General features: G+C 68.0%; 24 protein-coding genes. 8 read left to right on the forward strand and 16 right to left on the reverse strand.

The window, feature by feature from the left end; genetic code table 11:
• Positions 1 to 23: 23 nt before the first annotated feature.
• Complete coding sequence (locus ACP15H_RS16650; protein ID WP_425067299.1) at positions 24 to 1,451, forward strand: M20 family metallopeptidase; 1,428 nt, start codon at positions 24 to 26, stop codon at positions 1,449 to 1,451.
• 109 nt (positions 1,452 to 1,560) lie between these two features.
• Here ACP15H_RS16650 and ACP15H_RS16655 read toward each other — a convergent pair whose 3' ends face one another.
• Positions 1,561 to 3,369, reverse strand: a complete 1,809-nt coding sequence (locus tag ACP15H_RS16655) for an ABC-F family ATP-binding cassette domain-containing protein (RefSeq protein WP_425067300.1) — start codon at positions 3,367 to 3,369, stop codon at positions 1,561 to 1,563.
• A gap of 135 nt (positions 3,370 to 3,504) precedes the next feature.
• Here ACP15H_RS16655 and ACP15H_RS16660 point away from each other — a divergent pair, with 135 nt between their 5' ends.
• Positions 3,505 to 3,840, forward strand: coding sequence for a DUF1491 family protein (locus tag ACP15H_RS16660; RefSeq protein WP_425067301.1), 336 nt, complete (start codon positions 3,505 to 3,507; stop codon positions 3,838 to 3,840).
• Positions 3,841 to 3,978: 138 nt separating this feature from the next.
• Here the strand turns inward: ACP15H_RS16660 and ACP15H_RS16665 are convergent, their stop codons facing one another.
• The 15 genes from ACP15H_RS16665 to ACP15H_RS16735 form a co-directional block, all read right to left on the reverse strand.
• Positions 3,979 to 4,887 carry a peptidoglycan DD-metalloendopeptidase family protein gene (locus tag ACP15H_RS16665; protein WP_425067302.1) on the reverse strand — a complete coding sequence of 303 codons (909 nt, stop codon included), beginning with the start codon at positions 4,885 to 4,887 and terminating at the stop codon, positions 3,979 to 3,981.
• Positions 4,888 to 4,923: 36 nt separating this feature from the next.
• On the reverse strand, positions 4,924 to 5,556 hold the full coding sequence (locus ACP15H_RS16670) for a protein-L-isoaspartate(D-aspartate) O-methyltransferase (protein ID WP_425069914.1): 633 nt from the start codon (positions 5,554 to 5,556) through the stop codon (positions 4,924 to 4,926).
• A 24-nt stretch (positions 5,557 to 5,580) separates the two neighbouring features.
• Positions 5,581 to 6,378, reverse strand: coding sequence for a 5'/3'-nucleotidase SurE (gene surE / locus ACP15H_RS16675; RefSeq protein WP_425067303.1), 798 nt, complete (start codon positions 6,376 to 6,378; stop codon positions 5,581 to 5,583).
• Positions 6,375 to 7,676, reverse strand: a complete 1,302-nt coding sequence (serS, locus tag ACP15H_RS16680; protein ID WP_425067304.1) for a serine--tRNA ligase — start codon at positions 7,674 to 7,676, stop codon at positions 6,375 to 6,377. The genes surE and serS overlap by 4 nt, the downstream gene beginning before the upstream one ends.
• Before the next feature lie 2 nt (positions 7,677 to 7,678).
• Complete coding sequence (tatC, locus tag ACP15H_RS16685; protein WP_425067305.1) at positions 7,679 to 8,494, reverse strand: twin-arginine translocase subunit TatC; 816 nt, start codon at positions 8,492 to 8,494, stop codon at positions 7,679 to 7,681.
• A 70-nt stretch (positions 8,495 to 8,564) separates the two neighbouring features.
• On the reverse strand, positions 8,565 to 9,101 hold the full coding sequence (tatB, locus tag ACP15H_RS16690; RefSeq protein ID WP_425067306.1) for a Sec-independent protein translocase protein TatB: 537 nt from the start codon (positions 9,099 to 9,101) through the stop codon (positions 8,565 to 8,567).
• Between the two features lie 28 nt (positions 9,102 to 9,129).
• Complete coding sequence (locus ACP15H_RS16695) at positions 9,130 to 9,402, reverse strand: twin-arginine translocase TatA/TatE family subunit (RefSeq protein ID WP_425067307.1); 273 nt, start codon at positions 9,400 to 9,402, stop codon at positions 9,130 to 9,132.
• Between the two features lie 110 nt (positions 9,403 to 9,512).
• Complete coding sequence (scpB, locus tag ACP15H_RS16700) at positions 9,513 to 10,205, reverse strand: SMC-Scp complex subunit ScpB (protein WP_425069915.1); 693 nt, start codon at positions 10,203 to 10,205, stop codon at positions 9,513 to 9,515.
• Between the two features lie 545 nt (positions 10,206 to 10,750).
• Positions 10,751 to 11,623 carry a segregation and condensation protein A gene (locus ACP15H_RS16705; RefSeq protein WP_425067308.1) on the reverse strand — a complete coding sequence of 291 codons (873 nt, stop codon included), beginning with the start codon at positions 11,621 to 11,623 and terminating at the stop codon, positions 10,751 to 10,753.
• 54 nt (positions 11,624 to 11,677) lie between these two features.
• On the reverse strand, positions 11,678 to 12,709 hold the full coding sequence (gene nagZ, locus ACP15H_RS16710; RefSeq protein ID WP_425067309.1) for a beta-N-acetylhexosaminidase: 1,032 nt from the start codon (positions 12,707 to 12,709) through the stop codon (positions 11,678 to 11,680).
• A 10-nt stretch (positions 12,710 to 12,719) separates the two neighbouring features.
• Entirely contained in the window at positions 12,720 to 13,484 is a 765-nt protein-coding gene (locus ACP15H_RS16715) for an SPOR domain-containing protein (RefSeq protein WP_425067310.1), read from the reverse strand.
• A gap of 147 nt (positions 13,485 to 13,631) precedes the next feature.
• On the reverse strand, positions 13,632 to 15,374 hold the full coding sequence (gene argS, locus ACP15H_RS16720; RefSeq protein ID WP_425067311.1) for an arginine--tRNA ligase: 1,743 nt from the start codon (positions 15,372 to 15,374) through the stop codon (positions 13,632 to 13,634).
• A 124-nt stretch (positions 15,375 to 15,498) separates the two neighbouring features.
• Positions 15,499 to 16,674, reverse strand: coding sequence for a deoxyguanosinetriphosphate triphosphohydrolase (locus ACP15H_RS16725; protein WP_425069916.1), 1,176 nt, complete (start codon positions 16,672 to 16,674; stop codon positions 15,499 to 15,501).
• Positions 16,675 to 16,736: 62 nt separating this feature from the next.
• Complete coding sequence (locus tag ACP15H_RS16730; RefSeq protein WP_425067312.1) at positions 16,737 to 17,168, reverse strand: universal stress protein; 432 nt, start codon at positions 17,166 to 17,168, stop codon at positions 16,737 to 16,739.
• A gap of 5 nt (positions 17,169 to 17,173) precedes the next feature.
• Entirely contained in the window at positions 17,174 to 17,902 is a 729-nt protein-coding gene (locus ACP15H_RS16735) for a TerC family protein (protein WP_425067313.1), read from the reverse strand.
• A 120-nt stretch (positions 17,903 to 18,022) separates the two neighbouring features.
• Here ACP15H_RS16735 and gpt point away from each other — a divergent pair, with 120 nt between their 5' ends.
• The 6 genes from gpt (at position 18,023) to ACP15H_RS16765 (ending at position 25,048) form a co-directional block, all read left to right on the forward strand.
• Complete coding sequence (gene gpt / locus ACP15H_RS16740) at positions 18,023 to 18,526, forward strand: xanthine phosphoribosyltransferase (protein WP_425067314.1); 504 nt, start codon at positions 18,023 to 18,025, stop codon at positions 18,524 to 18,526.
• Between the two features lie 88 nt (positions 18,527 to 18,614).
• Positions 18,615 to 19,628 (forward strand): zinc-dependent alcohol dehydrogenase family protein, encoded by a 1,014-nt coding sequence (locus ACP15H_RS16745; protein WP_425067315.1) that lies wholly within the window; start codon positions 18,615 to 18,617, stop codon positions 19,626 to 19,628.
• 11 nt (positions 19,629 to 19,639) lie between these two features.
• Entirely contained in the window at positions 19,640 to 20,641 is a 1,002-nt protein-coding gene (locus tag ACP15H_RS16750) for a Bug family tripartite tricarboxylate transporter substrate binding protein (RefSeq protein ID WP_425067316.1), read from the forward strand.
• Positions 20,642 to 20,649: 8 nt separating this feature from the next.
• Positions 20,650 to 22,686 carry a bifunctional aldolase/short-chain dehydrogenase gene (locus ACP15H_RS16755; protein ID WP_425067317.1) on the forward strand — a complete coding sequence of 679 codons (2,037 nt, stop codon included), beginning with the start codon at positions 20,650 to 20,652 and terminating at the stop codon, positions 22,684 to 22,686.
• A 40-nt stretch (positions 22,687 to 22,726) separates the two neighbouring features.
• A complete protein-coding gene (locus tag ACP15H_RS16760) occupies positions 22,727 to 24,052 on the forward strand; it encodes a tetratricopeptide repeat protein (protein WP_425067318.1) in 1,326 nt (441 codons plus the stop codon).
• A gap of 105 nt (positions 24,053 to 24,157) precedes the next feature.
• A complete protein-coding gene (locus ACP15H_RS16765; RefSeq protein WP_425067319.1) occupies positions 24,158 to 25,048 on the forward strand; it encodes a TauD/TfdA dioxygenase family protein in 891 nt (296 codons plus the stop codon).
• The last annotated feature ends 186 nt before the right edge of the window (positions 25,049 to 25,234 follow it).

Raw genomic sequence — 25,234 nt, forward strand, 5'->3', positions numbered from 1 at the left:
ACTTCCGGCGCTACACTCCGCCCATGAACCCCGACCAGCTCAAGACTTTCATCGGCAGCTTCTGGGACGACCAGATCCTGCCGTCCCTCACCGAGTACATCCGCATCCCCAACAAATCGCCGTCCTTCGACCCGAAGTGGGAGGAGAACGGCTACATGGAGCAGGCGGTCACGCTGATGACCGACTGGGCACGGCCGCATGTGGCGGCCTTCGCGGGCGCGACGATGGAGGTGGTGCGGCTGCCGGGCCGCACGCCGCTGATCTTCATCGAGATCCCGGGGGACGACAACGGCGACACCGTCCTGCTCTACGGCCATCTCGACAAGCAGCCCGAGATGAAGGGCTGGGCCGAGGGCATGGGGCCGTGGATCCCGGTGCGCAAGGACGACAAGCTCTATGGCCGCGGCGGCGCCGACGACGGCTACGCGATCTATGCCTGCTTCGCGGCGCTCCTGGCTCTAAAGGAGCAGGGCATCCCGCGCGCCCGCTGCGTCATCATGATCGAGGGTTGCGAGGAATCCGGCAGTTACGACCTGCCCTTCTATGTCGACCACCTGCTCGACCGGATCGGCGATCCGTCGCTGGTGGTCTGCCTCGATTCGGGCTGCGGCGACTGGGACCGGATGTGGCTCACCACGTCGCTGCGCGGCATCGCGGCCGGCACGCTGAAGGTGACCGTGCTGAACGAGGGCGTGCATTCGGGCGACGCGTCGGGGATCGTGCCCTCCTCCTTCCGCATCACGCGCGCGCTGCTGACGCGACTCGAGGACGAGGCGACCGGCGAGATGAAGCTGCCGGAGCTGTTCGTGCAGATCCCGCCGCAGCGCATCGCCCAGGCCTCGGAAGCCGCGCGCGTGCTGGGCGAGGAGGTCTATCGCAAGTTCCCCTTCGCCGGCACGACCAGGCCGATGGTCGAGGATCTCGGCCAGATGGTGCTGAACCGCACCTGGCGGCCGCAGCTCGCGACGGTCGGCATGGCGGGCTATCCCGAGCCGGTCGATGCCGGCAACGTGCTGCTGCCCTACACCGAGGCCAAGATCAGCGTGCGCACGCCGCCGACGCTCGACGCCAAAGAGGCCGTGAAGGCCATGAAGAAGGCGCTGGAGTCCGATCCGCCCTATGGCGCCACCGTCGAGTTCGATGCCGGCGAAGGTGGCCAGAGCGGCTGGCACGCGCCGCCGCTGGCACCGTGGCTGGAGACAGCGGTGAACGACGCCTCGCAGGAAGCGTTCGGCCAACCGGTCGCCTACATGGGCGAAGGCGGCACGATCCCGTTCATGGGCATGCTGGGCGACAAGTTCCCCAAGACGCAGTTCGTGATCACCGGCGTGCTGGGCCCGCATTCGAATGCGCATGGGCCGAATGAGTTCCTGCACATTCCCACGGGCAAGAAGGTGACCGTCGCGACCGCGCTGATGATCGCGGCGCATTACGAGCGGAAGAAAAAGTAGAACTCAGACTCCTCTCCCCCGATAGGGGGAGAGGCTGGGTGAGGGGGCGACGCACCCCGTTTAACCCCCTCACCTAACCTCTCCCCCTATCGGGGGAGAGGAACACGATTCACGAATTCAATTCCTCGCGCAGCATCTCGAGTTCCAGCCATTCCGTCTCGGCGGCTTCGATCTCGGCCTGGGCGGTGCCGATGCGGGTGGTCTTGGACTGGAAGGACTTGGGATCGCGGCGGTAGAGGTCGGGATCGGCCAGCGCCTTTTGTAGCGTGGCGATCTCGGCCTGCAGCGCCTCGATCTTCTTCGGCAGTTCGACCAGGGCGCGTTCGCGCTTGTAGCCGAGGCGGGCCTTGCCCTGCCCTGCCGCCTTTGGCGCGGCCGGCTTGTCCTTCGCGCGTGACGGCGTGACGCCCGTTGGCTCCACGCGCGGCCCGCGCTGGTTCACGTAGTCGCTGTAGCCGCCGGCATATTCGGTCGCCGTGCCGTCGCCTTCGAGCACGATGGTCGAGGTGACGAGCCGGTCGAGGAAATCGCGGTCGTGGCTCACCAGCAGGACGGTGCCGTCGTAATCGTCGAGCGCCTCCTGCAGCAGGTCGAGCGTGTCGGCGTCGAGATCGTTGGTCGGCTCGTCGAGCACGATCATGTTCGACGGCGCGGCCAGCGCCTTCGCCAGCAACAGGCGGTTGCGCTCGCCGCCCGACAGGGTGCGCACCGGCTGACGCGCCTGCTCGTCGCGGAACAGGTATTCCCGCAGATAGGTCATCACATGCGTGAGATGACCGCGCACCAGCACATGGTCGTTGCGGTCGGCCAGAGTCTCCCAAGGCGTCTTGTCGGGGTCGAGGCCGATGCGGCGCTGGTCAATCACCACCGGCATCAGGTTCGAGCCCAGCTTCACCGTGCCGCTATCGGGCTCGAGCTCGCCCATCAGCATCTTGAGCAGGGTCGTCTTGCCGGCGCCGTTCGGCCCGATGAGCCCGATGCGGTTCTTGCGGAAGATGCGGGTCGAGAAATCCTCGACGATGACCTTGTCGCCCCAGCGCTTGGTGATGTTGCGCGCGGTCACGACCAGCGCACCCGAGGCCTCGGCGCTGCCGGCCTCGATGCTGGCCCGGCCGACGGGGCCGATCTGCTGGCTGCGCTGCTGGCGGAGCGCTGCAAGCGCGCGCAGGCGGCCCTCGTTGCGCGTGCGGCGGGCGCGGATCGACTTGCCGGCCCACTCGGTCTCGCGCTCGATCAGCCGGTCGAGCTTGTGCCGCTCGGTCGCCTCGCGCTCGATGATGTCGTTCGACCAGGCCTCAAACTCGCCATAGCCCTTGTCGAGGCGGCGCACGATGCCGCGATCGAGCCAAAGCACGGCGCGCGTCAGGTTGGTGAGGAAGCGCCGGTCGTGGCTCACCAGCACATAGGCGCCGCGCCACTTCGAGAGCTTCTCCTCCAGCCACTCGATGGTCGGCAGGTCGAGATGGTTGGTCGGCTCGTCGAGCAGCATGACGTCGGGCTCGCCGATCAGCACGCGCGCCAGCGCCGCGCGCCGTGCCTCGCCGCCCGACAGGGTGGTGGGATCGCGCCCGCTGTCGAGCTTCATGTCCTCGAGGATGGCGGCGACGCGATAATCGTCCGGCCCCAGCGAATCGGTGAGCGCCGAGGCGACGTAATCGCCGACCGTGGCGTGGCCGGTGAAGTCCGGCTCCTGCGGCAGGGTGGCGACGGTGGCGCCGGGCTGGGCGAAGCGCTCGCCGGAATCGGCGATCGGCGCGCCCGCCAGGATGCGCAGCAGGGTCGACTTGCCCGCGCCGTTGCGGCCGACCAGCGACAGGCGCTCGCCCGGACCGATTCCCAGATCGACGCCGGCCAGGATGGACTGGTCGCCGAGATGGAAGCGGATGCCGCTGAGAGCAAGGAGAGGAGGATCGGCCATGGAGCGCGCTGTATTGGCCGAACCTGTCCGCCTCGGCAAGGGCGAAGCCCGGGTTGGGGCAAGGGCGAAGCCCGTATTGGGGCAAGGGCGAAGCCCGCGTTTGACGGGCCGGTCGGCGCCCGCCATGAAGGCCGCATGGTAATGGGGCTCACCACCGGACTCTGGGTCAGCGCGCAAATACGTCTGTGCGACCGCGCGTTCATTCCGGCCGCCGTCGTGCGGCGCGGCGATCCCGACGTCGGAACGGTGCTGCTGAAGATCAACCGCTTCGAGGCGGGCGTGACCGTGTTCACGCAGACCAGCACGCTGGGCGACGAGCCGGCCTGGAGCCGCGGTACCGGCCCCTCGCCCGTCACAGAGCCCGAAGCCGACGCCTACATCGCCCGCCAGGTCGCCCGCGATCCCGACCTCTGGGTCCTCGAAATCGAGGACCGCAAGGGCGAGTACAAGATGATCGGGAAGATCGTTTAGGCCGAGGTCTTCGAGTAACCCCCTCACCCAGCCTCTCCCCCTATCGGGGGAGAGGAGTTTCAAAGTCATGTTCCTCGCCCCCGTTAGGGGGGAGAGGTTAGGTGAGGGGGTTGCGCACGGGACGGCGAACGACGCCCGTCACTGCGCGCCGAGCACCGTCGTCGGGTCGATGGTCTTGCCCGAGCGGCGGACCTCGAAGTGGAGCTGCGGATTGGCGGTGCCGCCGGAATTGCCGACCTTGGCGATGGTCTGGCCCTTCTTGACCGTGTCGCCCTTCTTCACCAGCAGCTCTTCGTTGTTGCCGTAGGCGGTGATGTAGCCGCCGGAATGCTCGATCAGCAGCAGGTTGCCCATGCGGGCAACTTCGCCGCCGGCATAGACGACCTTGCCGCCCTCGGCGGCCTTCACGGGCGTGCCCTTGGCGGCGGCGATGTCGATGCCGTCGTTCTTCTGGCCGCCCGACGTGCCGTAGCTCGAGACGACCTTGCCGTTGACCGGCCAGATCATCCGCGCCGGCGGCGTGGCCGGCACGGTGACGGACTGCGAGGCCTTGCTGAGCGGCGTGGGCTCGCCCGCGGGCGCGGCGGAGCGCGGCGCCTCGCCCTGGCCCTGCGCGCCCGGCGGCGGCGCCAGCCCTTCGCGCTTCACCGAGGACGGCGCGTTGGGATTGGCGGCGGCGGTCTGCTGGCTGGCGGGCTCGCCGTAGCTGTCCTGCACGAAACGGGCGCCGGGCATGGCGAGCGACTGGCCGGGCTTGATCGTGTACGGCGGCTTGAGATTGTTGCGGTCGATGATGGTCTGCGACGGCACGCCATAGCGGCGCGACAGGCCGTCGACCGTGTCCTTGTCCTTCACGACATAGACGGGAACGGCATTGGGGCCGGCGGCGGACCCGGGATATTCCATGGTGCCTTCACGGGCACCCATGACGGTATTGCAAGCGCCGAGCGCGACCGACAGCACCGCCATTGTACCGAGCGTATGCACGTGGCCGGCCCATCGCGAGGGGAAGCGAGGGGCGTTCTTCATGCCCAAAGTGTAGCGCATCAGCGGGCTCCGCCAAAGCGGAGCGTCCGCGCGCGCTCAGCCCTGACCGAGGACCGGCAGCGGGCCTGCAACCAGAGGCACGAACCGCACTGGCATCAGCGTGTCGCGTTGCAGGCCGCTCTCGTTCTTCACGATGCGCTCGACGACCTGGGAGGTGGGATCGCGGCCCACCGGCACGATCAGGATGCCGCCGACGGCGAGCTGGTCGATCAGCGCCTGCGGGCGCTCCTCGGCGGCGGCGGTGACGATGATGCGGTCGAACGGCGCCTGGCCGGGCCAGCCCTTGCTGCCGTCGTTGATGTCGACCACGACGTTGTAGATGCCGAGGTCGAGCAGCAGGCGCTCGGCGGCCTTGGAGAGCGGCTTGAAGCGTTCCACCGAGTAGACGCGGCGCGCCAGCCGCGCCAGCACGGCGGCCTGGTAACCGGAGCCGGTACCGATCTCCAGCACCTTCATGCGCGGCCCGACCCGCAGCGCCTCGGTCATGGCGGCGACCACCAGCGGCTGGCTGATTGTCTGGCCGAAGGCGATGGGCAGTGCCGTGTTCTCCCAGGCGCGTTCGGCGAAGGTCTGGGTCACGAAGCGCTCGCGGTCGACCGAGGCGATCGCGGCCAGCACGTTCTCGTCGGTGATGCCCGAGTTGCGCAGCTCGGCGATCAGGCGCTGCATGGCGGGGACGTTCACGCAGCCCCCTCAGTCGAGTTCGACGGGCGCCGCCTCGAACTCCGCCACGAGCTTCCGGCGCATGCTCTCGTGCGTCAGGTCGAGGTGCAGCGGGGTCACCGAGATGTGGCCCGAGCGGACGGCGGCGATGTCGCTCGCCTCGTCGATCTCGCTCTCCTGCGGGGCGTAGCCGATCCAGTAGTAGGTGCCGCCGCGCGGATCCTTGCGCTCGACGATGTGGCCACCGAAGCCGCGCGTGCCGGTGTGCGTGACCCGCACGCCCTTCACCGAACCCGCCACGACATCGGGGAAATTGACGTTGACCAGCACGTTGCGCGGCCAGTCGAGCGCCAGCACGCGGCGCGCCACGGCGGCACCGTGGGCCGTCGCGGTGCCCCACTTCACCGGATGGTCGTGGGTGTAGGCCTGGCTGAAGGCGATCGACGGAATGCCCAGCAGGCAGCCTTCCATGGCGCCCGCGATGGTGCCGGAATAGGTCACGTCGTCGGCGATGTTGGTGCCGCGGTTGACGCCCGACAGGACGAGGTCGGGCTTGCGGTCCTTCATCAGGTGCTTGACGGCGAACAGCACGCAGTCGGTCGGCGTGCCGTCGACCGCGACCTTGCCATCGCTGACCTCGCGCGCGCGGATCGGCCGCGACAGCGACAGCGAATGGCCGGCGCCGCTCTGGTTGACCTCGGGCGCCACGATCCAGACGTCGCTCGACAGCTGGGTGGCGATCTCGACCAGCGCCTCGAGACCCGGCGCATGGATGCCGTCGTCGTTGGTGACGAGAATGCGTGCCTTGGCGAGGTTGGGAACCTTCATTTCCGGGCCGGCGCAGACGCCGCAGGGGGCGCGGGAATGAGTTCGAGCCCGCCCATGTAGGAGCGCAGCGCCTCGGGCACCGTCACCGAACCGTCCTCGTTCTGGTAGTTCTCCAGCACGGCGACCAGGGTGCGGCCGACCGCCAGCGCCGAGCCGTTCAGCGTGCACAGGAAGCGCGTGCCCTTGCCTTCCTTCGGACGGTAACGCGCATTCATGCGGCGGGCCTGGAAGTCGCCCATGTTCGAGCAGCTCGAAATCTCGCGATAGGCGTTCTGGCCGGGCAGCCAGACCTCGATATCATAGGTCTTGCGCGAGCCGAAGCCCATGTCGCCGCCGCACAGCACCACGGTGCGATAGGCGAGGCCGAGGCGCTTCAGCACCTCCTCGGCGCAGCCCGTCATGCGCTCGTGCTCGGCGGCCGCCTGCTCGGGCGTGGTGATGCTGACCAGCTCGACCTTGGGGAACTGGTGCTGGCGGATGATGCCGCGCGTGTCCTTGCCGGCCGACCCGGCCTCGGAACGGAAGCACGGCGTGAACGCCGTGAAGCGCAGCGGCAGCTCCTTCTCGTCCAGCACCATGTCGTTCACCAGGTTGGTGAGCGAGACCTCGGCGGTGGGGATCAGCCAGAACCCGTTGTCGGTATGGAACATGTCCTCGGCGAACTTCGGCAGCTGGCCGACGCCGTAGACGGCGGTGTCCTTCACGAGCAGCGGCGGATTGACCTCGGTGTAGCCGCCCTCGACCGTGTGCAGGTCGAGCATGAACTGCGCGAGCGCCCGTTCCAGCCGCGCCAGATGCGCCTTCAGGAACACGAAGCGCGAGCCGGAGATCTTCACGGCGGCGGCGAAATCCATTTCGCCGGTCGCCTCGCCCAGCGCCACGTGATCCTTCGGCGCGAAGCTGAAGTTGCGCTGGTTGCCGACACGGCGGATCTCGACGTTGCCGGTCTCGTCGGCCCCCTCGGGCACGTCGTCGAACGGCAGGTTCGGCACCACCTCGAGGCGCAGGCGCAGTTCCTCGTCGAGGCGGCTCGCCTCGCGCTCGCCGGCCCTCAGGCTCTCCTCGAGGGCGGCGACCTCGGCCATCAGCGCGTCGGCGTTCTCGCCCTTGCGCTTGGCCATGCCGATCTGCTGGCTGAGCGCCTTGCGCTTGGCCTGGATGGCTTCGCTGTCGGAGATCGCCGCGCGGCGGCGCCGGTCGATCTCCAGGATCTCGGCCGACAGCGGCGCCAGGCCGCGCTTCTTCAGGCCGGCGTCGAACGCCTCGGGGGTCTCCCGGATGAATCGTATGTCGTGCATGGCTAGCTACCGGTCGCCTGGTCGGCCTTTGCGGCTTCCTCGGCCTTCTTCTCGGCCTCTTCGGTGGCCTTCTCTTCGGCCGCACGCTTCCGCTCGATCACGCCGCCGATCAGGATGCTGATCTCGTAGAAGGCCATCAGCGGCACCGCGAGCGCGATCTGGCTCACCACGTCGGGCGGCGCCAGCACGGCGGCGATCACGAAGGCCACGACGACGGCATAGCGGCGCTTGGACTTCAGCCCCTCGGTGGTGGCGATGCCGACCTGGATCAGCAGGGTCAGCAGGACCGGGACCTCGAAGGCGAAGCCGAAGGCGAAGACGAGCTGCAGGATGCGTTCGAGATAGTCCGACGACCGGAGCGTCTTCTCGATGTCGGGCGGCGCGTACTGCGTCAGCATGAAGTTGATCACGTACGGCAGCACGACATAGTACATCAGCGCGCAGCCGGCATAGAACATGAACGGCGTGGCGACGAGGAACGGGATGAACGCCCGCTTCTCGTGACGATAGAGTCCGGGCGCGACGAACAGCCAGATCTGCACCGCGATCAGCGGGAAGCCCACGATCAGCGCCACGAAGGCCGACAGCTTCACCGTGACGAAGAAGAACTCGAAGATGTCGAGGACGATGACCTTGTAGCCGTCGGCCAGCGCCGGCTGGATCAGGAACGAGAAGATCGGCTTGGCGAAATAGAACGTGACGAAGAAGACGGCGAAGAAGCAGATCAGCGCATAGATCAGCCGCTTGCGCAGCTCGATCAGGTGATCGAGCAGCGGCATCGGCTTGTCGTCTTCGGGTCCGTCGTGCGCCTGGGTCACAATGTACGTCGCGGTTTGGGAGCCGCGTTATGCCGCCCTTTGGCGCGCAATTCAAAGCGCAAGTTGGCGCTCAGCCGGCCGCGACGGCCTTGGCCGGCTTGTCCTCGGTCGAAACGACCGGCGCCGGGGCTTCGGATATGGCCGTCTCGGCGGCAGCCGGCTCGATCGCCGGTGTCGCGTCGGAGGCCGCGAGGGGCGTCGCCGAGGGGCTCTCGAGCGCCGGCTGGGACTCGGCCGCGACCTGCGGTGCCGACTCGGGCTCGGCCAGAGGATTGTCGACCAAGTTATTGTCGAACTGCGCCTTGGCCTCGGCCATCGCCTTCTCGCCCTCGGCCATGCCTTCCTGCAACGCGCTCTTGATCTCGCGCGTCGGGTCGAGCGCCTGCAGGTCGAGGCCGGGGGTGGCCGTGAGCTGTCGCTTCACGTCGTCGAGGTCGGCCTGGCGCACCATCTCGTCGACATGTCCCCGGAATTCCGAGGCCATGCCGCGCATCTGGGCCATCCACTTGCCCCAGCTGCGCAGCAGGCCGGGCAGTTCCTTGGGGCCGATGACGACGAGCGCCACGACCGCAATGACCAGTAACTCGGGACTATCGATACCGAACATGGCCGTTCAGGCCCTCACGACGCCGCTTTTAGACCTTGGCGGCGCTATCCTGGTGGTGGACCGTTCCGTTCGGCGGCGTGGTCGTCGCCTGAGCCGAGATCGGCTTGGCGCTGTCGCCCGGCTGCGTACCCGGCTGAGCCTGCGGCGGTGTCTCTTCCTGCGAGCCCCCGACGCCCTTCTTGAAGGCCGAGAGGCCCTTGCCGAAGTCGCCCATGAGCTGCGAGACCTTGCCGCGACCGCCGAACAGCAGCAGCACGACGGCCAGCACGATCAGCCAGTGCCAGATGCTGAAGCTTCCCATTTCACAATGCTCCCAAGATCGATTGCAATCGGCGTGTCGAATTACGTGCGCCGATTATGGCACCCGTTCCGAAGCCCCGGCAACCTATCGAATAAGGTGGTTCCGGGGCGTCAGCGCCCGGTCTCCGCGGGGCCTTCCTCGACGGCGAGGGGCTCGTCGGCCTCATCTTCCGTCGGTTCGAGCGGCAGATCGGGTTCATCCGGTCTGAATATGGGGGGCTGCGAGCGGGCATCCAAGAGGCCGGCGGCCTTCAATTCCTCATGGCCAGGCAGATCGTCCAGGCTCGGCAGGCCGAAATGCTCGAGGAAAAAATCCGTCGTGCCCCAGGTCACGGGCTTGCCGGGCGCGCGACGGCGGCCCATCGGCTTGATCCAGTTCTGCTCGAACAGCAGGTCGAGCGTGCCCTTGCTGAGACCGACGCCGCGGACCTGCTCGATCTCGGCGCGCGTCACCGGCTGGTGGTAGGCGATGATGGCCAGCGTCTCGACCGAGGCCCGCGACAGTTTGCGCGTCACCGGCTTCTCGATCTTGAGCTTCTCGGAGAGATCGGGCGCCGTGCGGAAGGCAAACCCGCCCGCCACCTGCACCAGGTTCACGCCGCGACCGGCATACAGTTCGGCGAGATCGGCCAGCAGGCGCTTCACGTCCGCATCGTTGGGCAGCCGGTCCACCAGCTCCTTCTCGCCCAGCGCCTGGGTGCCGGCGAAGATCAGGGCCTCGAGCAGCCGCAGATGCTGGGCATGATCGGGCGACACGACATCGGTCACTTCGCCGGCCGGGGCATCTTCAGCCGCCGCGGACAGGGCGGCGACCGCAACGGCCTCGACCGCCTCAACCGCCACGGTCTCGACCGGCACACCCTCGACCGGCGCGTCGGACGCCGCAGTTTCCTCTAGCGAAGCGGCATCTGCCGGCTTCCCGGCATCGCCGCCATCCTCGCCGCTCTCTTGCCCGTCGGAGTCCTCTTCGTCGTCCCCCGCCCCGTCCTCGTCGCCGTCTTCTTCCTCGTCGTCGTCCTCGTCCTCGTCGTCCGATTCGTCGTCATCGGACTCGTCATCATCGTCGTCGTCATCCGAATCGTCGTCGTCATCGGACCCATCGTCATCATCCGAATCGTCACCAGAATCGTCCGACTCGTCGTCGCCGGACTCATCCTCGTCGTCTTCGTCCGAATCATCATCGTCATCGGACTGGTCCGGCGCATCGTCCTCGACGGCCTCTTCCTCTTTCTTGTCGTCGTCCTTGCCAGCCTCGTCCTTGGCGGCGGCCTGTTCGGGCACGAGCGCGGGCGTGTCGGGGTCCTCGATCTCGGGGGGGACGTTTTCGATGTCTGACATGTCGGGGACCGTCACTGCTGGTCGGTGCGTTTACGCAAATGGATGGGGCCGAAGCGCTCGGTCTGGCGCAGCTCGATCTGGCCGTCCTTGGCAAGCTGGAGGCCGGCAACGAAGGTCGCGGCGATCGCCGAGCGGCGGCGCGCGGGATCGGTCAGGCCGGCCGGCAGGAAGGCTTCGAGCGACTGCCAGTCGATGGCGATGCCCAGCATGCGGCCGAGACGCTCCGCCGCCTCCTCGACCGAGAAGAACTCCATCGGCTTGATTTGGTAGGTGTCGGCGTCCTTCGGCCTGACCTGCGAGCCGTAGGCGCTCAACAGGTCGTAGAGCTTCACGTCCCACACCGCGCGGCGCACGACGACGATGCCCTCGGGCTGGCCGCGCGAGAAAATGTCCCGGCCGAGCTGGGGGCGTGCCATCAGGCGCGCGCCGGCCTCCTGCATCGCCTCGAGGCGGCGCAGCTGCCACTGCAGCGCGTCGGCCATTTCCTGGCCCGACGGCTCCTCGCCGGCAGGCGGCTCCGGCAACAACAGGCGCGACTTCAGGTAGGCCAGCCACGCCGCCATCACGAGATAGTCGGCCGCCAGCTCCAGTCGCATGCGGCGCGCCTGGTGGATATGGACCAGGTACTGATCGACCAGCGCCACCATCGAGATCTTGCGCAGGTCGACCTTCTGGTCGCGGGCCAGGCTCAGCAGCAGGTCGAGCGGACCTTCGAAGCCTTCGAGATTGACGATCAGCTCGCCCTCGCCCGGCGCGATGACGTCGGGTCCGGTCGCGGCGAAGGCGTCGGCCGCGGCGCCCGGGGCCGGAGTCGCGTCAGCCGGCGCAGCGGCGCCATCGGCGACGGGCGCCTCCTCGGGGGGCGGGCTGGCGGGTTCGGTCATGCTGTCCCGGTTTAGTCAGCGGAAGCGCCTACCGCCACATGATTTGGCCCTGCCTTATCCCCATTCCGGCAGGAGTTCGGCGACTCGGCAGGCCGCCTCGGCGAGCCCGCGGGCACCGGCGGGGTCGCGATGACGGGCAAGGAAATTGCGCCCGTCCTGGAAGCGTCGATGGGCGAGCCCCGTCATCGGGCCGGCACGGCCCGCGATTTCGACCATTTCGGCCATCCGACCGTTGCAATGGAGGGCGATATCGCAGCCGGCGGCCAGCGCCCGCGCCGCGCGGTCGCCCAGCGACCCGCCCAGCGCCTGCATCGAGAGGTCGTCGGAGAGAAGCAGCCCGTCGAAGCCGATGTGGGTCCGGATCACGTCCTGCACGGCGCCTGCCGAAACCGTGATGCAGTCCTTCGGGTCGATCGCCTCGAACAGGAGATGCCCGGTCATGGCCCAGGGCAGGTCGGACAGCAGCTTGAAGGGCACGAAGTCGGTACGCTCCAGCTCGGCGCGCGAGGCCGTCACCGTCGGCAGCGCCTCGTGGCTGTCGACCGTGGCCCGGCCATGTCCCGGAATGTGCTTGATGACCGGCATCACGCCCTCGGCCATCAGCCCCTCGGCGGCGGCCCGGCCCAGCGCCGCGACCGGCTCGGGCCGGTCGCCATAGGCGCGGTCGCCGATCACGGCATGGGTCTCGGGATAGGCGATGTCGAGCACGGGCAGGCAATCGACGTCGCAGCCGACCGAGGCCACGTCCGCTGCCAGCAGCCGGGAATTGAGCCTGGTCGCCTCGAGCCCGGCATCGGGATCGCGGGCGTAGAGGTCGCCCAGCAGCCGGGCGGGCGGCGCCTTGCGCCACTGAGGCGGACGCAGCCGGGCGACCCGGCCGCCCTCCTGGTCGATCAGCACCGGCGCCTCGCCGCGCGCCACGCAGGAGCGCAGGTCGTCGACCAGGCGACGGGTGCTCTCCACGGTGTCGATGTTGCGGGCGAACAGGATGAAGCCCAGCGGATCGGCGTCGCGGAAGAAGGCGCGCTCCTCCGCCGACAGCTCGGTCCCGGCGCAGCCCAGGATCAGCGCGCGCGGCCGGCTCATCGAAGAGACCTCACCGCGCGGGCGGGACCGAGACGCAGTCGGTCTTGCGGGCCTTCAGCGAGGCGCAGACGGAATGGGCCTGCTTCTCGTCGAGCGGGCCGGCCTGCACACGGTACCAGACGCCGCGCTCGCCGAGATCGACGCGGACCGCCTGCATGCGCAGGCTCGCCAGCTGCTCGCCGTGGGCGCTCTGCAGGCGCGCCCAGGTCGACTTGGCGACGTCCTCGTTCTTCACCGAAGCGACCTGGATTCGCCAGCCGCCGGTCGGGCCGGACATGTTCTCGATCAGGCTGGCGATGCTGGGACCGCTCTCGGTGGTGGTCGGCGTATTGGTCGCCGGCTGCATGTTCGGCGGATTGGCAGGCACCTTCGGTTCGGGGACGGCCGGCGCTGCGGCGGTCGAGGCCGTTTGCAGCGGGGTCGGCGTCTTGGCCGCCTCGACTTCCTTCGGCGCCGCCGGCAGGGGCAGGCCGGTGGGCGGGAGCTTGGGCGTCACCGCGACCGGCAACAGCTTCTCGGGTTGCGTCGGCACGGCGCCGGGCGAGATGCGGTTGAAGACTTCCTTGTCCTGGTTGGGCGGCACGAGGCCGCCGGCATTCTCCGGCTTGACGCGGGATGGCGTCGTCGGCGCCTGCACGACCAGCGGTTCCAGCCCGCGACCGCCCGCCTTGACGTCCTGGTTGTGCGCCCACCAGACCACCGATCCGAAGCTCGCGACCGCGGCGATGGACACCATCACCGTGAGGATCTGGCCGCGTCGACGGTTGACCCGCATGAGCAGCGAGTCCCGGGGAGGCGGGGGAATGGAATCGGGTTCATGCGCGACGGGCCGAGGCGGAGGATCGAGCCGCACAGCTACCGACTCGTTGGGCCGGTAGATCGTTGGTCCGTCGCCGGAGGGGGACCGGCGAACATGCATTCGTTATCTCATTTCATCGACGGGTGTGACGCCGAAGACCTTTAAACCTGATCCTATCACAAATCCGATTCCCTGTACCAATGCCAGACGCGCCCGCGTGAGATCGGAGTCGCCTTCGATCACGAAGCGCAGGCCCGGCTCCTCCCGTCCCCGGTTCCAGTGGGAGTGGAAGGCGGCCGCCAGGTCATAGAGATAGAAGGCGACGCGGTGCGGCTCGTGGGCCACCGCCGCCGCTTCGACCTGGCGCGGCCACTGGGCGATCATGCGGATCAGCGCGAGCTCGCCGGCATCGGACAGCCGGTCGAGCGGCGCACTGTCGAGACCGTCGATCGCGATGCCCGCGGCCATCGCCTGGCGCATCACGGAGCGGGTCCGCGCATGGCCATACTGGACATACCAGACCGGGTTGTCGCGTGACTGTTCGGTGGCCTTCACCAGATCGAAGTCGAACGGCGCGTCGTTCTTGCGCGTCAGCATGGTGAAGCGCACGACGTCGGGGCCGACCTCGTCCAGCAGGTCGCGCAGGGTCACGAAGGTGCCGGCGCGCTTGGACATGCGCACCAGCTCGCCGTTGCGCATCACCCGCACCAGCTGGCAGAGCTTCACGTCGAGCTCGCCCTGCTTGCCGGTGATGGCGCTGACCGCCGCCTTCATGCGCTTGACGTAGCCGCCATGGTCGGCGCCCCACACGTCGATCATGTCGGCGTAGCCGCGGCGGTACTTGTCGTGGTGATAGGCGATGTCGTTGGCGAAGTAGGTCCAGCTTCCGTCCGACTTCTTGAGCGGCCGGTCGACTTCGTCGCCGAACTGGGTGGCGCGGAACAAGGTCTGCTCGCGGTCTTCCCAGTCGTCGGGAAGCTGACCCTTCGGCGGCTCCAGCCGCCCCTGGTAGATCAGCCCCTGCTTCGTCAGCTCCTCGAAGGCGCGATCGACCGCGCCGCTCTCGACCAGGGCGCGCTCCGACGAAAAGACGTCGATATGGACGCCCAGCGTCTCGAGGTCGGCCTTGATCTCGGCCATCAGCGTGGCGATGGCGAAGGCGCGCATCTCGGGCAGCCAGTCGGCCTCGGGCTTGCCGATCCAGCGCGCGCCATCGCGCTTTGCGATCGCGGCGCCCACGTCCTTCAGATACTCGCCGGGATAGAGGCCCTCGGGAATCGACTCGATCTTCTCGCCGAGCGACTCGCGGTAGCGCAGATAGGTCGACTGGCCGAGTTTGTCGACCTGGGCGCCCGCGTCGTTGATGTAGTATTCCTTGGTGACGTCGAAGCCCGCCTTGTGCAGCAGGTTGGACAGCGCGTCGCCCACGATGGCGCCGCGCGCATGCGCGACGTGCAGCGGGCCGGTCGGATTGGCCGAGACATACTCGACGTTCACCCTGGCGCCCTTGCCCATCGTCGAATCGCCATAGGCGATGCCGGCCTTCAGGCAGTCGCCGAGACGCGCGCGCCAGAACCCGTCGGCGATCTTGAGGTTGAGGAAGCCAGGCCCCGCCACCGCGCCGTCGACCACGTCGGGATTGGCCTTGAGGCGCGCCAGCAGCGGCTCGGCGATGTCGCGAGGCTTCTTGCCCGCCGCCTTCGACAGGACCATCGCGGCGTTGGTCGCGATGTCGCCATGCGCCGGATCGCGCGGCGGCTCGGCGGTGATGGCGGAAAAATCGAGCTTTTCGGGCAATTCCCCCGCGGCCTGCATGGACTGGAGGGCCGCGACGATCTCGCCGATGAAATGACGGTAGGGATTCATGCGCCGGGTATTGCCGAATCCGCGCCTTTTGTCATCCGGACGTAGGCCTGGCCCCTTGGAGCGCGCCACTCCGGTGGCGCCTCATGAGCACGAGCGCCACCGGAGTGGCGCGCTCCATTGAGGGTCAGGAATACAGGTCGAACAGGCGCCGGTGCTCGTCGAGGGCGAAGCGGTCGGTCATGCCGGCGATGTAGTCGGCGACGACGCGGGCGCGGGCGTGGGTCCCCGCCTGCTCGGCCTTCTCGCGCCACGGCGAGGGCAGGCAGTTGGGCTCGGCGAAAAGCAGGTTGAACAGGTCGACCACGACGCGGCGGGCTTTGGAATGCGAGCGGTTGAGCTTCCAGTGCTCGTACATGCGCGTGTAGAGGAAGCGCTTCACGGTCTTCTCGGTCGCCGCCATCGCCTCGGAAAAAGCCACGACGGGCCGGCCGAGCGCACGAATTTCGGCCACCGACTTCGGCGCGGCTTCGGCCAGCCGGCGGCGCGTCTCGGCCACCACATCCTCGACCATGGCGTTGATCACGCGGCGCACCGCCTCGTGGATCAGGCGGGTCTGGTCGATGCCGGGATACTTGCTGCTCACCAGCGAGAACATCTCGCCGACCAGCGGCAGGTCGAGCAGGTCCGCGACCTCGAACAGGCCGGCGCGCAGCCCGTCGTCGATGTCGTGGTTGTTGTAGGCGATGTCGTCGCTCAGCGCCGCCACCTGCGCCTCCGGTCCGGCATGGCCGTCCAGTTCGAGGTCGTGGTCCTTGCAATAGTCGACGATGGCGGCCGGCAATTCGCCCAGCGCCCGGCCGGGCGTCAGCAGCGGGCCGTTGTGCTTGACCGCGCCCTCGAGCGTCTCCCAGGTCAGGTTCAGCCCGTTGAACTCGGCGTAGCGGTCCTCGAGCTTGGTGAGGATGCGCAGCGTCTGGGCATTGTGGTCGAAGCCGGCATAGGGGCTCATGACGCCGTGCAGCGCCTCCTCGCCGGCATGGCCGAACGGCGTGTGGCCGAGATCGTGGGCCAGCGCCACCGCCTCCCCGAGATCCTCGTCGAGGCGCAGCACGCGGCAGATCGTGCGCGTGATCTGCGCGACCTCCAGAGAATGCGTGAGACGGGTGCGGTAGTGGTCGCCCTCGTGGAACACGAAGACCTGGGTCTTGTGCTTCAGCCGCCGGAACGCCGTCGAATGGATGATGCGGTCGCGGTCGCGCTGGAACGGGCTCCGGCTCGGCGACTCGGCCTCGCGATGATACCGCCCCTTGCTCTGCCACGGCAGCGTCGCATAGGGCGCCAGTGCCTCGTGTCGCCACATCTCCTCGGCCAAACGCGGTCCTCCTGCAGGGCCCGCGTTCTACGCCGTCGCGGCCGAAATGGCTACTTGACGAGGGTGACCGGCACCTTCGAGTGGGCGATCACGTCCTGGGCCACCGAGCCCAGCAGCACGCCGGTGAGGCCGGTATGGCCGCGCGTGCCCATCACGACCAGGCCCGCGCCGAGCTTCCGCACGAAGTCGGCGACGATCTCGCCCTGGCGACCGACGCCGACATGCGTCTTGGCCGTCACCGAGGCCTTCTGGGCCATCGCCACTGCCGAGGCGAGGGCCTTTTCGCCCTCTTCGCGGTGATAGGAATCGATCTGCTCGCGCGACACGAAACTCGAGACGGCGCCGCCGACGCTCGGCTGCACGTTCAGCAGATGCAGCTCGGCCGCGCAGCCGGTGGCGACCATGTCGAGTGCATGCTGGACGGCACGATCGGAGGTCTCCGAACCGTCGACCGCGACGAGGATGGCATTGATCTTGTGCATGGTCGCTACTCCTTGCCCTTGTCGGTCGCCAGATCCACCGGATCGTGCTCCTTGTGCTTCTGCTTCGCCCGGTGCTGGAGGAAGTAGCCCACGGCCACGACCAGCACCGCACAGCCGATTTCCAGGATCGTCTTGGCATGCGGCGTGATGGCGGTGAGCTTGGCGGCATAGCCCGGGTCGGTGGCCAGCACTTCGCCCGCGATCCAGCCCAGCAGCGCGCCGCCGGCGATGACGATGACCGGGAAGCGGTTGAGCAGCGCCATGATCAGCGTAGCGCCGAACACGATCAGCGGAATGGAAATGATGAGACCCAGCACCATCAGCGTGGTGTCGCCCTTGGCGGCGGCGGCGATCGCGATGGCGTTGTCGAGGCTCATCACCGCGTCGGCGATGATGATGGTGCGGATCGCCGAGCCTAGCGAGCTGGCGGCCTTCACCCCGTCCTCGTTCTCTTCCTCGCCCTGCACCAGCTTGACGCCGATCCACAGCAGCAGGAGGCCGCCGCAGAGCTTCAGGAACGGGATCGACAAGAGATAGTCGACGATCAGGACGAACAGGATTCGCAGCAGGATGGCGCCGCCGCTGCCGATGATGATGGCCGGCCGCTGGTGCTTCTTCTGCAGGTTCCGGCAGGCCAGCGCGATGACGAGCGCGTTGTCGCCCGACAGGATGATGTTCACCAGAATGATCTGGGTCAGGCCGCTCCAGAAAGCGGGCGTCAGCTCAAATCCCATATGCAGCGGTCCCCTGCCGAATTTCCCTGTGGCATATGCTTCTATGCTTCGGCCGAAGGTGTTAGTGCAGCCCTCACGAAGGGGCAAGCCAAACCGGACAGGGTCCAGGGACGAAATCGCATGGCGGGAAGCGCGGGCTACAACAGGATGTTCCCCGTCTCGTGGACGGAACTGCATCGCGACGCCCGGGCGCTCGCCTGGCGGCTGGCCGACCTCGGACCGTTCAAGGGCCTGGTCGCGATCACCCGCGGCGGCCTCGTGCCGGCGGCAATCGTCGCACGTGAACTGAACCTCCGGCTGATCGACACGGTCTGCTGCTCGACCTACGACCGGATGGAGCGCGGCGCCAAGGTCGAGCTGTTGAAAGGCACGTCCGCCGAGCAGGAAAAGGGGGCCGGCTGGCTGATCGTCGACGACCTGGTTGACACCGGCGTCACCGCCCGCGCCGTGCGCGCCATGCTGCCCGAGGCGCATTTCGCCACGGTCTATGCAAAGCCCGCCGGCCGGCCTATCGTCGACAGCTACGTGACCGAAGTCAGCCAGGACACCTGGATCCTGTTCCCCTGGGACCAGGAGGCGGTCATGGCCAAGACCATCATCGAACTGAAGGGCGACGCCAAGTGACGACGGCGCACCCCGCCTGCACCGCCACCATCGTGCGGGACGTCATACTGTGCGCCATTCAAGCGCCTGCGCTTACAGGAGCCACCCCATGAAGTGCTACGTCATCCCCGCCCCCAAGGGCATCGACTCGCTCACCCTGGCCGAGCGGCCGGATCCGACGCCGGGGCCGCGGCAGGTGCTGGTGCGGGTCATGGCGACCTCGCTCAACTACCGCGATCTGCTGACCATCGAGGCGCAGTATGCGCGCTCGGCGCCCAAGCCCGACCTGATCCCGCTGTCGGACGGCGCGGGCGAGGTCGTCGCGGTGGGGCCGGGCGTCAGCCGGGTCAAGGTCGGCGACCGGGTCGCGGGCTGCTTCATGCAGCGCTGGTTCGGCGGCGCCATCAGCGAGAGCGCCATGCCCTCCGCCATGGGCGGCGCGATCGATGGCATGCTGACCGAACTCGCGGTGCTGGAAGAAGAAGGCGTCGTGAAGCTGCCGGCGCATCTCAGCTACGAGGAAGGCGCCACCCTTCCCTGCGCCGCCGTCACGGCGTGGAACGCGCTGGTCGAGATCGGCCATATCAAGGCGGGCGACGTGGTGCAGATCCAGGGCACCGGCGGCGTCTCGATCTTCGCGCTGCAGTTCGCCCGCATGTTCGGCGCCCGCGTCATCGGCACCTCAAGCTCCGCCGCCAAGGCCGAACGGCTGAAGCAGATGGGGGCCGAGGCGGTGATCGACTACAAGACGGTGCCGGACTGGGACCAGGAAACGCTGAAGCTGACCGGCGGCCGCGGTGCCGACATCACGGTCGAGGTTGGCGGCGCCGGCACGCTGCCGCGCTCCTTCCTGGCGACCCGGCTGGGCGGCTCGATCGCGGTGATCGGACTGCTGTCTGGCATGGCGACGCTCGATCCCATGCCCATCCTGCGCCGCAACCTCAAGGTCCAGGGCCTCTATGTCGGCAGCACGCAGATGTTCGAGGCGATGAACCGCGCCATCGAGGCGAACGGCCTGAAGCCCGTCATCGACAAGGTGTTTCCGTTCGCCGAAGCCCAGGCCGCCTACCGGCATCTCAAGAGCCAGAAGCATTTCGGCAAGATCGTCATTTCACACGCCTAGGAAGCAGATTTATGATCAAGCGTCGTCTGTTCAGCGCCGGCCTGCTCGCCGCGCCCTTCGCCCAGTCTGTTTTCTCTGGGCCGGCCTTCGCCCAGAACGCACAATTGGCCTGGCAACCGAGCGGTCCGATCAAGATGGTCGTGGCCTATCCGGCCGGCGGCCCGACCGACGTGATCGCCCGCATCGTCGCCGCCGACATTTCGGGCCCGCTCGGCCAGCAGGTCGTGGTCGAGAACGTCTCGGGCGGCGCCGGGGCCATCGGCACGCGCGCCATCGCCAAGGCCAAGCCGGACGGACAGACGATCACGTTCGGCAACAACCAGACGCATGGCAACAACATGTTCATGCTGAAGGACCCGGGCTACGACGCGGTGAAGGACTTCGCGCCGCTGGCCGGCGCCGGCGCCTTCGAGCATGTCTTCGTCGTGCGCAACGACCTGCCGGTGAAGAACATCCAGGAGCTGATCGCGCTCGCCAAGGCCAAGCCGGGCGAGCTGAACTACGGCTCGACCGGCATCGGCTCGGGCTCGCACCTCTCGACCGAGCTGTTCATGGCCCGCACCGGCATCAAGATGACCCAGGTCCCCTATCGCGGCGCGCCGCCGCTGGTGCAGGACCTGGTCGGTGGCCGCATCGACATTTCCAACTCGACGCTGCCCAGCGTGCTGGCGCAGATCAAGGCGGGCACCATCCGCGCCATCGCGATCGGCAGCGCCAAGCGCAATCCGCAGCTCCCCGATGTCCCGACGCTCGAGGAGCAGGGCGTGACCGGCGCCAACGCCTCGTCGTGGGCCGCCTTCTTCGCGCCGGCGGCAACGCCGCAACCCGCGCTCGACCGCCTCTCGGGCGAGATCGTGAAGAGCCTGCAGAAGCCCGAGGTGATCGAGAAGATCGACAAGCTGGGCTTCACGGTCGAGCCGCGCACACCTGCGCAGTTCAAGCCCTACCAGGAGCAGGAGATCGCGACCTGGGTGAAGATCGCCAAGGACGCCGGGATCGAGCCGGGAGAATAGGCAGCGCCATGAAGAACCTCTGGTCCGACGACGACGCCCAGCAAGCCATCGCCAGCCATGCCGCCAAGGGCATCGGCGAGGACCTGGCCCTGCGGGTCTACACCACGCGCCTGCTGGGCGGCGAGCCGAAGCTGGTGCTGCACGGCGGCGGCAACACCTCGGTGAAGACGCGCATGGCCGACGTCACCGGCCAGGCGCTCGACGTGCTCTGCGTCAAGGGCAGCGGCTGGGACATGGGCACGATCGAAGCGCCCGGCCTGCCCGCCGTCCGCCTCGCGCCGCTGCGCGAACTGGAGGGGCTGCAGGCGCTGAGCGACGAGGACATGGTGAACGTCCAGCGCGCCAACCTGCTCGACAGCAAGGCGCCCAACCCGTCGGTCGAGACGCTGCTGCACGCTTTCCTGCCGCACAAGTTCATCGACCATACGCATTCCAACGCAGTGCTGGCGCTGACCGACCAGCCCGACGGCGCCGAGCTGGCGGCCGATCTCTACGGCCAGCGCGCGGCGCTGGTGCCCTACGTCATGCCGGGCTTTGCGCTGGCCAAGAAGACGGCCGAGATCGCGCGCGCCAATCCCGACGTCGAAGGGCTGATCCTGCTGAAGCACGGCATCTTCTCGATGGGCGCGACGGCGGAGGAAGCCTATGTCCGCATGATCGATCTCGTGACGATGGCCGAGCAGCGCCTGGCCAAGGCCACGCGCAAGATCTTCCCGGGCGCCACCCTGCCCGCAACGCCGGCGACGGCCGCCGAGATCGCGCCGATCCTGCGCGGCCTGTTCTCGCTGCCCGCCAAGGCCGGCGGCCGCGAAGCCGCCCAACGGTTCGTCTTCGAGTTCCGCAGCTCGCCCGAGATCCTGGCCTATGTGAACGGCAAGGAGATCGCGCGCTACAGCCAGCAGGGTCCGGTGACTCCCGACCATGCGATCCGCACCAAGAACGTGGCCTTCGTCGCGCCCGCGCCGGAAGCCGGCAAGCTCGATACGTTCAAGAGCGAGACGAAGGCTGCGCTCGAGAAATTCGCGGCCGACTATCACGCCTACTTCACGCGCTACAACGGCAAGCAGATCACGGCGAAGAAGGAACTCGACCCGATCCCGCGCGTGGCACTTGTGCCGGGCGTCGGCCTGTTCGGCATCGGCAACACGTCGAAGGACGCCAAGATCGCGGCCGATCTCGCGGAGACGACGGTGGCGGTGATCGCCGATGCCGAGCGGCTCGGCACCTACGAGTGCATCCCCGAGCCCGACATCTTCGATATCGAATACTGGTCGCTCGAACAGGCCAAGCTCAGCGCCGCGGCCGAGAAGCCGCTGGCGCGGCGCATCGTGGTCGTGACCGGCGGCGCGTCGGGCATCGGGGCCGCGACGGCGGCCGCCTTCGCCCGCGAAGGCGCCGAGGTTGCGGTGCTCGATCGCGACGTCTCCAAGGTGAAGGGCTTCGGCGTCGCCTGCGACGTCACCGATCCCAAATCGGTGCGAGCCGCCTTCGACAAGGTCGCGGCAACCTTCGGCGGCGTCGACATCGTGGTTTCCAACGCGGGCGCTGCCTGGCAGGGCCGCATCGGCGATGTCGATGAAGCGGTGCTGCGCCAGAGCTTCGAACTCAATTTCTGGGCGCACCAGAGCGTGGCCCAGAACGCGGTCCGCATCATGCGCACCCAGGGGCTTGGCGGCTGCCTGCTGTTCAACACCTCCAAGCAGGCGGTGAATCCCGGCCCGGACTTCGGCCCCTATGGTTTGCCCAAGGCCGCGACCCTGTTCCTGATGCGCCAGTACGCACTCGACCATGGCGCCGACGGCATCCGCGCCAACGCCGTGAACGCCGACCGCATCCGCACCGGTCTCCTGACGGACGAGATGATCGCCCAGCGGTCGAAGGCGCGCGGCCTCAGCGAGGCCGACTATATGGGCGGCAACCTGCTCGGCCTCGAAGTGACGGCCGACGATGTCGCACAGGCTTTCGTTTCGCTGGCCAAGGCGGCCAAGACGACGGGCGCTGTCACGACCGTGGACGGTGGTAACATCGCGGCCGCCCTGCGTTAGCGGCCGAAACAGCAAGCAGCGCCGTTCCGCGGAGGACACCATGACCAAGGATCGGCAAGGACACGCGCTTTCAGGCGCGACGGCCGAGGCGGCCGCGCTTTACGAGAAGGCGGTCGAGGCGTTCAACGTCTATCACGGCGACCCGTTGACCCTGCTCGCGCAGGCAATTGAGGCTGCACCGCTCTTCGCGATGGCGCACCTGCTGCAAGCCCATCTGCTCGGACTTGCGACCGAGCCGGACGCCGTGGGCCAGGCGCGGGCCGCGATCGGCGAAATCAGGAACCTCTCCCTTGATGAGCGCGAGGCGGGGCACCTTGCGGCCCTCGAGCACATGGTGGCGGGCAATTGGACCCTTGCGGCCTTGACCCTCGACCGGCTGAGCATGCGTTTCCCGCACGACCTGATCGCGCTGCAGGTCGGCCACCAGATGGACTTTTTCCGGGCCAACGCGCGCAACCTGCGCGACCGCATCGCGCGCGCGCTGCCCTCCTGGTCCACCGACATGCCGGGCTACTCCATCCTGCTCGGCATGCTCGCCTTCGGTCTGGAGGAGACCGGCGACTATCTCCGCGCGGAGGAGACCGGCCGGCACGCGCTCGACCTTCAGCCTCTCGATTGCTGGGCCCACCACGCGGTGGCTCACGTGATGGAGATGCAGGGTCGGGCGCAGGACGGAATTGGCTGGATGAGCGCGCGCGAGCCCTACTGGGCGGGTGACGCCTGCTTCTTCAAGGTCCACAACTGGTGGCACCGTGCATTGTATCATCTCGACCTCGCTCAGACAGACCAGGTGCTGGCGCTCTATGACGGCCCGATCCGAAAGGACAAGAGCGCTGTGGCGCTCGACATGGTCGATGCCAGCGCGCTGCTGTGGAGACTGCACCTGGCGGGCCATGACGTGGGCCATCGCTGGATCGAACTGGCAGCCGCATGGGATGCGCACGCCGACGGGAACACCTATCCCTTCAACGACTGGCACGCCGTCATGTCCTATCTCGGCGCCGACCGGCAGGAGGACGTGGCGCGACTGGCGAAGGCCTATCGTGAGAACAACCGAGCCGTGAGCGAAAGCGCCGGCTGGGGACGTGCGACGGCACTCCCGCTGATCGAGGGTTTCAGCGCCTTCTGGAACGGCGACTACCGCACCGCGGTCGAGCTGCTGCATCCCGTGCGCTTCATCGCCAACGCCTTCGGCGGCAGTCACGCCCAGCGGGATGTCATCGACTGGACGCTGACCGAGGCCGCACTGCGCGGCAAGATGCCCGACGCCGCTGAGGCGATTGCCCATGAGCGGCTGGCGCTGAAGCCCCACAGCCCGATCAACCGGGCGTTCCTGGCCCGGGCTCGCGACGCCGACAGCCCGTAGATTCCGACGGCCTTGCACGCGGCCGACGGGCGGGCGGCGGTTTGCGCGCGGCCGCCCTGCAGGAAAGGCGTTTCTCGACATGGCCCGCCATGTTCATCTTGGCGAATGCAGATCGAACCTCTCCAGCCATTGCAGCCCCAGTTCGCCGCGCGGATGACCGGGATCGACGCGACACGGCCGCTGACGCCGGCCGATGTCGCGGCGATCGAGGCCGGCATGGACAAGTACGCCGTGCTGGTGCTGCCCGGCCAGGACATGACCGACGAGCAGCAGCTCGACTTCACGCGCAACTTCGGTCCGTTGCAGGCGGGCGCCAACACGGCCATGACGGCCGCCGACATGCGCCTGCACAATGCCTTCGCCGACGTCTCCAACCTCGACAAGGAGAACAGGAAGCTGGAGCGCGACGACCGCCGCCGCATGGCCGCTCTCGGCAACCGGCTGTGGCACTCCGACGCCACCTTCCGCGTGGTGCCCGCCCGCTACTCGCTGCTGAGCGGCCGCATCGTGACCCGCGACGGCGGCAACACCGAGTTCGCCGACATGCGCGCGGCCTACGACGCGCTCGACGACGCGACCAAGGCCGAGATCGAGAACCTGGTCTGCGAGCACTCGCTGATCTATTCGCGCGGCCAGCTCGGCTTCACCAACTTCACCGACGAGGAGCGCCACCGCATGAAGCCGGTGCTGCACCGGCTGGTGCGCACGCATCCGGTCACCGGCCGAAAGTCACTCCTTCTCTCGGCCCATATCGGCGCCATCGTCGGCTGGCCGCGGCCCGAGGCCATGGCCTTCATCCGCGACCTGATGGAGCACGCGACGCAGCCCGAGTTCGTCTACGTCCACCGCTGGACGAAGCATGACTTCGTGATCTGGGACAACCGTACCACCATGCACCGCGTCCGCCGCTTCGACGACCTCAACATCGTCCGCGACATGCGCCGCACCACGACCATGAGCGAAGGCCCGACGGTCGAAGGGCAGCAGGCGGCTTAACCAGTTTCGTCGTCTCGACCGAAGCGCCGAAGGCGCGTAGTGGAGAGACCTTCGTTCCACGAAAAGACGGCAGATCGTCGAGAGAAGATTTCTCCGCTACGCCGCGCTTTGCGCGGCTCCGGTCGAGATGACGGTTAACGCCCCTCGAACTCCGTATCCTTCTTCGGGATTCTCGTAGAGCAACGC

This window comes from Reyranella sp., from assembly GCF_965249915.1.
Taxonomy (GTDB): domain Bacteria; phylum Pseudomonadota; class Alphaproteobacteria; order Reyranellales; family Reyranellaceae; genus Reyranella.

Coding starts and splice junctions, on each gene's coding strand:
- ACP15H_RS16650 (WP_425067299.1), top strand. CDS start 24: ATGAACCCCGACCAGCTCAAGACTTTCATCGGCAGCTTCTGGGACGAC.
- ACP15H_RS16655 (WP_425067300.1), bottom strand. CDS start 3,369: ATGGCCGATCCTCCTCTCCTTGCTCTCAGCGGCATCCGCTTCCATCTC.
- ACP15H_RS16660 (WP_425067301.1), top strand. CDS start 3,505: ATGGTAATGGGGCTCACCACCGGACTCTGGGTCAGCGCGCAAATACGT.
- ACP15H_RS16665 (WP_425067302.1), bottom strand. CDS start 4,887: ATGCGCTACACTTTGGGCATGAAGAACGCCCCTCGCTTCCCCTCGCGA.
- ACP15H_RS16670 (WP_425069914.1), bottom strand. CDS start 5,556: ATGCAGCGCCTGATCGCCGAGCTGCGCAACTCGGGCATCACCGACGAG.
- surE (WP_425067303.1), bottom strand. CDS start 6,378: ATGAAGGTTCCCAACCTCGCCAAGGCACGCATTCTCGTCACCAACGAC.
- serS (WP_425067304.1), bottom strand. CDS start 7,676: ATGCACGACATACGATTCATCCGGGAGACCCCCGAGGCGTTCGACGCC.
- tatB (WP_425067306.1), bottom strand. CDS start 9,101: ATGTTCGGTATCGATAGTCCCGAGTTACTGGTCATTGCGGTCGTGGCG.
- ACP15H_RS16695 (WP_425067307.1), bottom strand. CDS start 9,402: ATGGGAAGCTTCAGCATCTGGCACTGGCTGATCGTGCTGGCCGTCGTG.
- ACP15H_RS16705 (WP_425067308.1), bottom strand. CDS start 11,623: ATGACCGAACCCGCCAGCCCGCCCCCCGAGGAGGCGCCCGTCGCCGAT.
- nagZ (WP_425067309.1), bottom strand. CDS start 12,709: ATGAGCCGGCCGCGCGCGCTGATCCTGGGCTGCGCCGGGACCGAGCTG.
- ACP15H_RS16715 (WP_425067310.1), bottom strand. CDS start 13,484: ATGCGGGTCAACCGTCGACGCGGCCAGATCCTCACGGTGATGGTGTCC.
- argS (WP_425067311.1), bottom strand. CDS start 15,374: ATGAATCCCTACCGTCATTTCATCGGCGAGATCGTCGCGGCCCTCCAG.
- ACP15H_RS16725 (WP_425069916.1), bottom strand. CDS start 16,674: ATGTGGCGACACGAGGCACTGGCGCCCTATGCGACGCTGCCGTGGCAG.
- ACP15H_RS16730 (WP_425067312.1), bottom strand. CDS start 17,168: ATGCACAAGATCAATGCCATCCTCGTCGCGGTCGACGGTTCGGAGACC.
- ACP15H_RS16735 (WP_425067313.1), bottom strand. CDS start 17,902: ATGGGATTTGAGCTGACGCCCGCTTTCTGGAGCGGCCTGACCCAGATC.
- gpt (WP_425067314.1), top strand. CDS start 18,023: ATGGCGGGAAGCGCGGGCTACAACAGGATGTTCCCCGTCTCGTGGACG.
- ACP15H_RS16745 (WP_425067315.1), top strand. CDS start 18,615: ATGAAGTGCTACGTCATCCCCGCCCCCAAGGGCATCGACTCGCTCACC.
- ACP15H_RS16750 (WP_425067316.1), top strand. CDS start 19,640: ATGATCAAGCGTCGTCTGTTCAGCGCCGGCCTGCTCGCCGCGCCCTTC.
- ACP15H_RS16755 (WP_425067317.1), top strand. CDS start 20,650: ATGAAGAACCTCTGGTCCGACGACGACGCCCAGCAAGCCATCGCCAGC.
- ACP15H_RS16760 (WP_425067318.1), top strand. CDS start 22,727: ATGACCAAGGATCGGCAAGGACACGCGCTTTCAGGCGCGACGGCCGAG.
- ACP15H_RS16765 (WP_425067319.1), top strand. CDS start 24,158: ATGCAGATCGAACCTCTCCAGCCATTGCAGCCCCAGTTCGCCGCGCGG.